This window comes from Streptococcus sp. DD04 (assembly GCF_001578725.1).
GTDB lineage: Bacteria > Bacillota > Bacilli > Lactobacillales > Streptococcaceae > Streptococcus > Streptococcus sinensis.
In genome coordinates this window covers 561,355-565,535 of record NZ_KQ968976.1, presented here as the reverse complement: position 1 = coordinate 565,535, position 4,181 = coordinate 561,355, and the positions used below count along the sequence as shown (strand labels likewise).

Genomic DNA, 4,181 nt, shown 5'->3' with positions numbered 1-4,181 from the left:
CCAATAGAGGGTTACAGCTGCTGGCGACATGAAGGAGAAGACAACAATCATAATCGGGCTCATATAAGAAGCGCGTTTCATCTGCTCTTTTTGTGCTTCGTCTTCTATACCATGAAGGGAGAGGACAGACTGAAGATAGTAGAGCACCCCAACAATGAGAGTCAAGACAATACTTGATTTTCCAAGGTCAATACCAAGAAATGTACTGCTTGCCACGCCTTCAGTGTACTGAGCAGCAAAGAAGAGGGCTGAGAAGAAAGGCATTTGAATGAGCAGAGGCAGGCAGCCGATACCGCCAAACATACTCAAGCCATTTTCTCGTTGAGCCGCCATCAATTCTTGCTGAGCCTGTAGCTTTTCTTCTTGCGTTTCAGCATTATTGACCCGTTCTTGGAGCGGCGCAAAGATAGGCTTGAAGTAGTTCATCTTTTCCGACTGAAGAGTAGCCTTCCAAGACTGGTAAATCCCGAGAGGCAGGATAATAATCCGCACAATCAGAGTGACAAGAATGACCCCCATCCCAAAGCCGAGATGCATATTATTGGCAAAGAACTTAATGGCCTCTCCCATAGGATGCCCCAACAGGTTCCAGATGATTCCAGATGGATTTCCGGCTTTGTCTCGTCCGACACACCCAGTCAATAAAAGAAGCAGGGACAAGCTCATTCCAGAGAATAAAATACGTTTAAATTTTTTCACGAGTTCATTTCCTTTGTTTCTAAAAAATAATACTTATCTATTCTACTGTTTTTTTGCAAAATATACAATAGTTCTGTAGACCTAATTTGCAATTTTAAAGTCGGTATAGGAATCAAAATTGGCCATGGTTATATCCAGATAGCTTACTTTAGAAAAAGGAGTCGGGCCTTTGCGGATTTCCTGAATGAATTTGGCCATGAGAGCAGATGTTTCGGCTTGGGCCAAAATTTCGACAGTGCCGTCATCGTTATTCCAGACACGACCGGTAATCCCGCCGATTTCTAGAGCTAAAGAATAGACTCCCCAGCGAAAACCGACACCTTGGACACGTCCTTGAGCAATCATTCTTACTTTTTGCATAGCTGCCTCCTTTTGTAACGGGCCAGAACTCAACCGTCAGCTTCTCCGTTTTCCCTAGCCTACTGAGCAGGTTGAGATTTTCTTTGCGGATAAGTCTGGAGGATGAGTCCAAAACCGTTAGATTGTGGTATAATGTACTTATGAATATTATAACCTCAAAAGCCAATAATGTGGTGAAAAAAGCTAAAAAACTGCATCAAAAAAAGTATCGCGGACAATCTTATCTGATTGAGGGCTGGCATCTTTTTGAGGAGGCTCTGGCCAGTCAGGCACGGATTCTGCGAATTTTTGCCTTGGCAGAGTACGAAGAGCGTTTAGCAGCATTTTCCCAGACGATTTTTGTCAGTCCCGAGATTCTCAGTGATTTAGCAGATAGTAAAACACCTCAGGGAATCGTCGCAGAATTAGCCTTTGAGGAGCAAAATATTCCTGAGAAGCTTGAGGGAGCCTATCTCTTTTTAGAGGATGTACAGGATCCTGGCAATGTCGGAACTATCATCCGAACAGCGGATGCGGCAGGCTATCAGGGAGTGTTCATTTCCAGTCGCTCTGCTGATATTTATAATCTAAAAACGCTGCGCTCCATGCAGGGTAGCCATTTCCATTTGCCCATTTATCGCGTAAGCAGAGGGGAAATGCTTGCTCTTGCGCGTAAAAATAAGCTGCAACTTCTGGCTTCGACTTTATCAGAAGATTCCGTTGACTATCAAAGAGTCGAAAAAAATGAGCATTTTGTCCTAGTCATGGGCAATGAAGGTCAGGGAATCAGCCAAGAAATAACGGATGCGGCCGATGTTTTGGTTCATATTTCGATGAAAGGCCAAGCAGAGAGTCTAAATGTCGCTGTGGCAGCTGGAATTCTGATGTTTACTTTAAGCTAGTTTTTAGAAATCTTTCTATAATGAAACTAAACGGAGGTGATGTTATGCCTTACAGAGAAGATGAAGAATTTATGGCTTATGTGGGGCATTTAATTGAAAAACCCAGTGTGCAGCGCCTGAAAGAGATTACTCATCATATCCATTCCAACCGACTTGAACATTCGATTAATGTCAGTTATACTAGTTATAAGATTGCAAAAAAATTTGGCTGGAATGCTCGTAGTACAGCACGAGGTGCTCTTCTTCATGACCTATTTTACTATGACTGGCGTGAAACCAAGTTTAAAAAGAGTCATGCTTGGGTGCATCCCCGTCTAGCAGTCCGTAACGCCCGCAAGATTACCAAGCTCAATCGAGTTGAGGAAGATATTATCATCAAGCACATGTGGGGGGCAACCATTGCTCCGCCGCGCTATAAGGAGTCTTATATTGTGACGATGGTGGATAAATATTGGGCAGTCAAGGAAGCGACTGCGCCTTGGCGACGTAAGATGGGCGGACGCAAAAAGTATCATCGTAAGATGTTGAGAAGTTAAAATGTGAAAAGGAGACATTATGAACAATACAGTTATTCAAGAAAACAGCGGACTTTCTAGTTTTTATTCTAAAGTCTATGGATTTGTCGGGCTGGGAATTGCTATCTCTGCCTTGGTCTCAGGCTTAATGCTAACGACCTTTCAGATGGCCATGGTAGATATTTTGCTTAATTATCGTTGGATTTATTATGGGGCTATTTTCCTTGAATTGGCCTTGGTTTGGTCAGCTTCTAGCATGGGCCTTCGCAATAGTCCGGCAGCCATGCCACTCTTTTTGAGTTATTCAGCCTTAAATGGCTTCACCATGAGTTTTATTGTGGCTCTCTATACAGGAGGAGTGGTCTTTAAAGCCTTTGCTGTTAGTGCGGCAGTTTTCATTGTTATGGCAGCAATGGGAATTGTTATCAAAAAAGATTTGTCTGGCATGGGACGTGCCATGATTGCTGGTTTGATTGGGATTTTGATTGCGAGTCTGGTCAATATTTTCCTTGGTAGCGAAATGGTGGACTATATCGTCAGTTATGTCAGTGTTGTGATTTTCTCTGGCTTGATTGCCTGGGACAATCAAAAAATTCGTTATGTTTATGAGCAAACTGGCGGTCAAGTTGGTCTTGGCTGGGCAATCTCCCTCGCTTTGAGCCTTTACCTCGACTTTATCAATCTCTTCCTCAGCATCCTTCGGATTTTCGGAAGAAATGATTAATGACATAAAAAATTAATCCATAACTGCACCTCTAAAGTTAGCTAAGTAAAATCTAACTTTAGGGGTGTTTTGGTATGAAATTTATGCCCATTGTTAACTTGTAGTAGGATATGTAGTGAAGAGAAGTTCTTGTAACTTCTTTTTCTCTGCTTTGTCATCATTTATGTTATAATATTCTCAGAAAAAGAGAAAGCAGAGATGTGTATGAAAATTCCATTTATCAGTCGTGAACGCTTGGCCGAGCTGACCGAGCAATTTCCAACTCCCTTTCATCTCTATGATGAGAAGGGGATCCGAGCGCGGGTGCGGGCTCTGCATCAAGCCTTTGCTTGGAATCCTGGCTTTAAAGAATATTTTGCCGTTAAGGCGACACCGAATCCTGCTATTTTAAAAATCCTCAAGGAGGAAGGTTGCGGGGTGGACTGTGCCAGCTATGTAGAGCTGATGATGAGCCAAAAGTTGGGCTTTGCAGGTGATGAGATTATGTTTTCGTCCAACAATACGCCAGCCGAGGAATTTCGTCTTGCGCGGGAGCTAGGGGCGACCATCAACCTAGATGCTTATGAGGACGTGGCTTTCTTGAAGGACGTGGCTGGGATTCCCAAGGTGATTTCCTGTCGCTACAATCCCGGCGGTGTCTTTGAGCTGGGTACCAGCATTATGGATCATCCAGAGGAAGCCAAGTTTGGTATGACCAAGGTGCAGTTGATTCAAGCCTTTAAGGAACTCAAGGCGTTGGGAGCAGAGAAATTCGGTATCCATGCTCTTTTGGCCTCCAATACTGTCAGCAATGCCTACTATCCTGAACTGGCTCGTCAGCTTTTTGAGTTAGCGGTAGAGGTCGTAGAAGCGATCGGGGTTGAGCTAGATTTTATCAATCTGTCTGGGGGTGTCGGGGTCAACTACCAGCCTGAAGGTGAGGAAAATGATATTGCGGTCATCGGTCAGGGAGTTCGTCAGGCCTATGAGGAAATCCTGACACCAGCTGGACTGGGGCAGGTC

The 4,181-nt window shown here is 44.0% G+C and carries 5 protein-coding genes and 1 pseudogene; 4 read left to right on the top strand and 2 right to left on the bottom strand.

Annotation, left to right across the window (positions count from 1 at the left end; genetic code table 11):
- Positions 1–699, bottom strand: a 699-nt coding sequence (gene yidC / locus STRDD04_RS02780; RefSeq protein ID WP_062199139.1) for a membrane protein insertase YidC, incomplete at its 3' end; no start/stop codon positions are given.
- 81 nt (positions 700–780) lie between these two features.
- On the bottom strand, positions 781–1,059 hold the full coding sequence (locus STRDD04_RS02775) for an acylphosphatase (RefSeq protein WP_062199137.1): 279 nt from the start codon (positions 1,057–1,059) through the stop codon (positions 781–783).
- A 140-nt stretch (positions 1,060–1,199) separates the two neighbouring features.
- On the opposite strand from STRDD04_RS02775, the gene STRDD04_RS02770 reads away from it, so the two are divergent.
- The 4 genes and pseudogenes from STRDD04_RS02770 to STRDD04_RS11365 form a co-directional block, all read left to right on the top strand.
- Positions 1,200–1,940: a TrmH family RNA methyltransferase gene (locus STRDD04_RS02770; protein ID WP_062199135.1), complete on the top strand. Its 741-nt coding sequence runs from the start codon at positions 1,200–1,202 to the stop codon at positions 1,938–1,940.
- A gap of 44 nt (positions 1,941–1,984) precedes the next feature.
- Positions 1,985–2,476 (top strand): HDIG domain-containing metalloprotein, encoded by a 492-nt coding sequence (locus STRDD04_RS02765; RefSeq protein ID WP_037614646.1) that lies wholly within the window; start codon positions 1,985–1,987, stop codon positions 2,474–2,476.
- Between the two features lie 19 nt (positions 2,477–2,495).
- A complete protein-coding gene (locus tag STRDD04_RS02760; RefSeq protein WP_062199133.1) occupies positions 2,496–3,179 on the top strand; it encodes a Bax inhibitor-1/YccA family protein in 684 nt (227 codons plus the stop codon).
- 204 nt (positions 3,180–3,383) lie between these two features.
- Positions 3,384–4,181: pseudogene (locus STRDD04_RS11365) on the top strand (diaminopimelate decarboxylase); the annotation flags it as partial.